Origin of the sequence: Pseudogemmobacter sp. W21_MBD1_M6 (genome assembly GCF_052119585.1) — a bacterium.
Classification (GTDB): domain Bacteria; phylum Pseudomonadota; class Alphaproteobacteria; order Rhodobacterales; family Rhodobacteraceae; genus JBGQOJ01.
The window spans coordinates 1-5383 of record NZ_JBGQOJ010000057.1 but is presented as its reverse complement, the minus strand read 5'-3'; the positions used below and the strand labels follow the sequence as shown (position 1 = coordinate 5383).

General features: G+C 58.8%; 6 protein-coding genes. 3 read left to right on the top strand and 3 right to left on the bottom strand.

The features are described from left to right. Nucleotides 1–1281, bottom strand: a 1281-nt coding sequence (locus ACEN2R_RS20640) for a recombinase family protein (RefSeq protein WP_442044780.1), incomplete at its 3' end; no start/stop codon positions are given. A 212-nt stretch (nt 1282–1493) separates the two neighbouring features. On the opposite strand from ACEN2R_RS20640, the gene nusG reads away from it, so the two are divergent. Further along, a complete protein-coding gene (gene nusG, locus ACEN2R_RS20635; protein WP_442044778.1) occupies nt 1494–2006 on the top strand; it encodes a transcription termination/antitermination protein NusG in 513 nt (170 codons plus the stop codon). A gap of 12 nt (nt 2007–2018) precedes the next feature. Here the strand turns inward: nusG and ACEN2R_RS20630 are convergent, their stop codons facing one another. Together ACEN2R_RS20630 and ACEN2R_RS20625 are read right to left on the bottom strand one after the other, a co-directional pair. Continuing rightward, nucleotides 2019–2801: a YdcF family protein gene (locus tag ACEN2R_RS20630; RefSeq protein WP_442044776.1), complete on the bottom strand. Its 783-nt coding sequence runs from the start codon at nt 2799–2801 to the stop codon at nt 2019–2021. A gap of 5 nt (nt 2802–2806) precedes the next feature. Continuing rightward, complete coding sequence (locus ACEN2R_RS20625; protein ID WP_442044774.1) at nt 2807–3928, bottom strand: glycosyltransferase family 4 protein; 1122 nt, start codon at nt 3926–3928, stop codon at nt 2807–2809. Between the two features lie 312 nt (nt 3929–4240). On the opposite strand from ACEN2R_RS20625, the gene ACEN2R_RS20620 reads away from it, so the two are divergent. Further along, nucleotides 4241–4492, top strand: coding sequence for a MarR family EPS-associated transcriptional regulator (locus ACEN2R_RS20620; protein ID WP_442044772.1), 252 nt, complete (start codon nt 4241–4243; stop codon nt 4490–4492). 236 nt (nt 4493–4728) lie between these two features. Then, complete coding sequence (locus tag ACEN2R_RS20615) at nt 4729–5070, top strand: hypothetical protein (protein WP_442044770.1); 342 nt, start codon at nt 4729–4731, stop codon at nt 5068–5070. Nucleotides 5071–5383: the final 313 nt, after the last annotated feature.

Sequence of the window (5383 nt, the reverse complement as noted above, 5' to 3'; positions counted from 1 at the left end):
CGGTGTCGAAGTGACCAACGACACCGAAAACCGCGCCGCCTGATGATGCGCGTCACCCAAATTCAAGCATAGCTCGACGGCGGCGATGGCGGCCTCTGTCCGCGCAATGATTTCCGGGTGCATCTTGCGCAGCCGCTTGTTCAGCGCAATCCGCTCCTGATCCCGGTCTGATCGATAGCCAATCATCTCATAGGCGCGGGTCAGTGATCCGAAACGCGTCCGGTAGGTGGAGGCGCCCGGCATGTCGGCTGCTTGATCGATCAGTACGCCCGACAACTCGCCCGCATCGGCATAGAGACGCTGGAGGTGCTCGAGCAGCTCTTCATCCGACAGCCGGGCCGAGCGCGCCGTGATGATTTCCTGCGCAGTCAGAAAAAACTCCAGCGGCACAATGCCGTCGAAGGCGCCTTCCTTGCGCACCCACATGTCGGGTGGGTTATCGACATGCAGCTTTTTGAGCTTGAATGAACTGCGGTTGTAGACGTTGTTGCCGATGTATTTCTCGTTGGTCAGAACCGTGCGCACCGTGCCTGAGGTCCATGGTCGATCATGGTCGGTGGCAATGCCCGCCTCGTTGAGCCGGTCGGCAATCTCGCGAAAGCTCAGGTCCTCCTCGATCAGCCAACGATACATCTTGTTGACCCACGCCACCTCTTCCTCGGGCCCGGGCATCAGGATGACGCGGTCGGTCTGCAGCGATTTGTGCTCGCCGCGTTTCAGCTCGGCCTTGATGGTGCCGCGCTCGTCGACCAGCACCCGGCGCAAACCAAAGCCTGCCGTTCCACCCTGACGGAACCCCAGCTCGATCAGGCGGCATTGGCCCGTGAAGACCTTGACTGACAACTCTCGGCTGTATTCGCCCGCCATGGCGCGTTTAACGCCCTTTACGATGGTCGAGACAGGAGAGCCGTCATTCTCGAATTGCTCGGCGCAGTACGCAATATCTATGCCAGCGCGCTTGCAGATATATTCGTAATAGGCCGACTCGTCCGCGTCCTGAAACCGGCCCCAGCGACTGATGTCATAGACCAAAATGACGTTGAAATCGGCCGCACCGGATTGGACATCCGCAAGCAACCGCTGAAGGGCAGCGCGCCCTTCGATCGACAGCCCGCTTTTGCCATCATCCGCATAGGTCTTGACGATTTCGATGCCGCGCTTCTCGGCATACTCGAGGATCTTGTCGGCCTGGTTGTTGGTCGAATACTGCTGATGCTCGGTCGACATGCGCACATATTGCGCCGCCCGAAACACTGCCACTTTGCCGCTTCCGCCGTCCAACTCACCGCCTCCATATTCTCAAGAAGTCGGGGGACGTTTGCGTAGCTTTGCTGGGCTATCAAGACGGAAGAGACTTTTACCTCACGTTTTCAATGAGTTTGCGCAATGGCGCGGAGAGTTCATTGATGCCTTTCGCAAGCGGAGGCAGTTGGAGGTTGAATGGGGCGCTCTAAAATTGCACAGTCCGCTTAAAATTGAACATCGGAATCTGAATGAGCTATCACGACAGCGGAACGACCTGGTTTCTGGCGCAGTTCAAACCCAACAGCCACAGGATCGCCGAACGCAATCTGGTCCGGCAGGGGTTCAGAACATTTCTGCCGCTTCATGAAGAGACCACGCGTGCCCAGTGCAAGTTCACAGTTCAGATGCGACCACTGTTCCCGGGCTATCTTTTTGTGGCCCTTGATCTGCTGCAGGAGCGTTGGAGCGCAGTCAACTCCACCTATGGCGTGACGCGGATCGTCAGCTTTGGCAAGGAGCCAACACCTGTCCCGCTTGATCTGATCAGCCAGCTGATGCTGCGCTGCGATCAGGAGGGCAAGCTGCTGCCGCCGAAGCTTCTCAAACCCGGCGACAAGGTAACGGTGGCCAAGGGCCCATTTGCGGATGTAATTGCCACAATTGAGTCCGTGGCGCCGGACCGGCGCGTCTGGGTGCTGATGGACATCATGGGCGGAGAGACACGCGTTGCTGTTCAAGCCGACCAGCTGCGCGCGGTGTAGCGGCGTGACCGTTCACCGTCCGGTCAGTCGATAAGCAAGCTGGCCAACGTGCTCGCGGATCGCGGTAGTCAGGACTGACAGGTTGCCCTTGAGATCCCAGCCCATGCCGTCGCCAAACCCTGACGTGCGATAATCGACGGGCCAGGCGACAAGGCTCTGCCAACCTGCCGCCGCAAAGCTGCGCATGGCGCGCGGCATGTGGAAGGCGCTGGTGACCAGAACCCAGGTTTCATCCGCGGCGGGATCGGCGAGCGTCAGGCTGAGACGGGCGTTCTCAGTTGTGTTGCGAGACTGACCCTCAAGCAGAAGGCGTTCAGGCGCTATGCCTTGGTCGAGAAAGAAACCCTCGGCAATCGACGCCTCCGAGGTGGCGGCACCAGCGACGTCGCGAAGCGCGCCGCTGCCACCGGTGAACAGGACCTTTGCTTGTGGAAACCGTCGAGCGAGGGCGAGCGCGGCCGTGTAGCGCTCTGCGCCTTCATTGAGCTGCATCTGGTCCCAATAAGCGCTGGCGCGTGCGTCCTCGCCACCGCCGAGCACGATGATGCCGTCGACAGCGACAAGGCTTAGGTTGGCTGGGAAGCGCCGCTCGATGGGCTGCAGGAGAAGATCCCCAAGGGGTAAAGCGCTCAGCGCGACAAGCACCCCCAGCGTGATGCTGCTAACCCAAAGCGCGATATGCCTGCGTTGTAGGATCAACGCAAGCACGATGCCCGCCAAGGCGATGACGATCCAGGTGTCCGGGCGCAGAAGCGCTCCGATCAGCTTTGACGCAATGAAGAACACGGTGTCCATTGGTGCTATCTCTTATGATTGCCGGAAAGGACATCAAGGGCCTCGCGGTAGGCTGCTACGACCAGTGCCTGATCAAATTCACGTTCCATTTTTGTGCGCCCGGCCTGTCCCATCTCGGTGCGGGCTTCCGGAGAGAGCGCAAGAAATCGCTCCATTGCCGCAGCCAGGCTGTCGGCATTCTGCACCTCGCAAAGAAAGCCCGAAACGTCGTGATCGACCACGGCGCGACAACCGGGCACGTCGGTGGCAATGAGCGGCCGTGCCATGGCAGCCGCCTCGATCAGCGTGCGCGGCGCGCCTTCCCTGTAGGAGGGCAGCACAACGCAGGTGGCCGCGGCAATCGCCGCGCGCACATCGTTGGTGGTCCCGAGATATTCCACCACGCCCTCGGCCACCCAGGCATCGACGGTTTTGGTGTCGATGGCGGTGCGGTTTTCTGAACCGGCTGCCCCCAGCAACTGGAAGCGTGCGTTCGGATGGCGCGCCTTGATCTGCCGTGCCGCCTCGATGAATTCGATGACACCTTTGTCGCGCAGGAGCCGGGCAATCATCAGAAATACAGGCGGCGCGTCGGCAGACGGCATCTCCGCTTGGGCAAAGCGGACCAGATCAATGCCGGAGCCGGGCAACAACCGCACCTGATCCGCACGCACAAGCTTGCGATCAAGAAACAGATCCCGGTCATCTTCGTTCTGGAAAAAGACGATCGGCAATTTGCCAAAGGCGCGCCGGTAAAGCTGCTCGGCGATGGTCTGCAACAGGCCGCCCGACAGAAAGGCTGTGCCAAGCCCTGTGACGTTCGGAACGAAAGGCACACCAGCCGTCTGTGCAGCCCACGCCCCGAAGATATTGTTCTTGATCGTGAAGCTCAGGATGGCGTCCGGTTGTTCCTCCTGGAAAATTCGCTTCAGCCTGCGCTGCAGTTTCAGGTCTTCAACCGGGTTAAGGCCCTTCACGCTCATCTCGAGAGGTAGGAAACGACATCCCATCTGCTCGAGGTGAGCCACAGAATCGTCGGGCGGTGCCAGAACGGTGACCCGGTGACCACCAGCAGTCAGGGCTTCTACCAGCGGCCGCCGAAAATTCCATATGTTCCAGGCGGCGTTCACCGTCATCAGAATATGCATGGCTCCGCCTTTCCGGACCGCGCAACGTTGCCCTTGTCCCGGCCAGCATGATCACGAACGCCCCAGAGGAGTTCGAAATCCAGCGAAATGACAAACTGACCAGACATCGCCGAACCTCACATGCCAAATTATCAGTCTTCGGATAACGCGATCGGACAGCAACAGCAACGCATGATGACGCGGGGCTAACCGTGGATAGACTCGTCACCACCTTTCAAGAAGATGCGCGGTTTCGCGTCTTGCGCCTGATCGAGGAAGACGGCGACCTTAGCCAACGCAGATCGCCTATGCGCTGGAGCTAAGCTAAGCCTCGTGGCAGTGAATTACTGGCTGAAGGGGCTGGCCGAAAAGGGCGCGATCAAAGTCCAGAACTTCCGCACGAGCACCTCGAAAATGCGCTATGCCTTTGTGCTGATCCCGTCCGGCATTGCCGAACGCGCCAGTCTGACGGCGCACTACCTGAAACGCCACCTGAAGGAATACCAGGTTCTTTGGGAAGAGATCGAGAGTCTGGACAAGGAGCGGGCGTCACCGGACACACGCACTGACGGCGCGCGAATTTAAGCGGGCCATGGCACCGTGATCTTTGGAGGGTATTATAGGGCATTTTCCTGAAAAATGTAAAAATCAGGAGATCAAAGACGAAAACCAGCCCTGAGCCTGATCCAGAGAAGCTGATCGTCGTGACTACATATGAAACCAACCTGCCCGCGCGAGGGAAATCGCGGCACCCGGCCTTGCAACCTCGACGATTGCCACTAGAAATAATAAAATCGAAAACTAAAGTTGGAGAAATTAAGATGAAACCCCTTTATGCTAGTCTTTATGCCGCCCTCCTGTGCCTCTCGTTCGCCGCTCCTGCCCTGGCAAAAGACGCCATTCGCGTCACCGACACCATCGGCGTTTTCGCCTGCCCCGATGGTTTTTCTTTGCGTCAGGTCGCCTCGGTCAACGAGCTGAAGCCGTTTGACTTCGATCGCGACGGCAATGTCTGCGTCGACGAGACCATGGTCAACCGCACCGTCCGGATCCGCCCACAAGGCGGTTTGGGCAATGGGGCGGCCATCGGGCTTGGCAGCCTTCTTCTGTTGGGCGCACTTGCGGGTGCGGGCGGCGGCGGCAGCACAAGCGGCACCAACTGATCGCTGTGGTGCCGCTTGTGGCCCTCGAGTGACCGGGTCTAAGATTCCACAGAATATTCCCCTGTCTGGAACGCACTTGTCCGACAGAATTCAGAACAGAGTGGAGGGTTCCAAACGCAAAAAGCCCCCTGGGTTTCAGGGGGACTTGCAAAACGTTGACTCAGCGTTGACTCGTTTGCGTGGGGTTCATACACAAGCAAAACAGTCAGGTTCTAAGTATTTGAAAACATTGGCGTTTTTGGTTGCGGGAGTCAGATTTGAACTGACGACCTTCAGGTTATGAGCCTGACGAGCTACCGGGCTGCTCCATCCC

Excerpts from the sequence above, each read along its gene's own strand:
- ACEN2R_RS20625 (WP_442044774.1), bottom strand. The coding sequence starts at position 3,928 with ATGCATATTCTGATGACGGTGAACGCCGCCTGGAACATATGGAATTTT.
- nusG (WP_442044778.1), top strand. The coding sequence starts at position 1,494 with ATGAGCTATCACGACAGCGGAACGACCTGGTTTCTGGCGCAGTTCAAA.
- ACEN2R_RS20615 (WP_442044770.1), top strand. The coding sequence starts at position 4,729 with ATGAAACCCCTTTATGCTAGTCTTTATGCCGCCCTCCTGTGCCTCTCG.
- ACEN2R_RS20630 (WP_442044776.1), bottom strand. The coding sequence starts at position 2,801 with ATGGACACCGTGTTCTTCATTGCGTCAAAGCTGATCGGAGCGCTTCTG.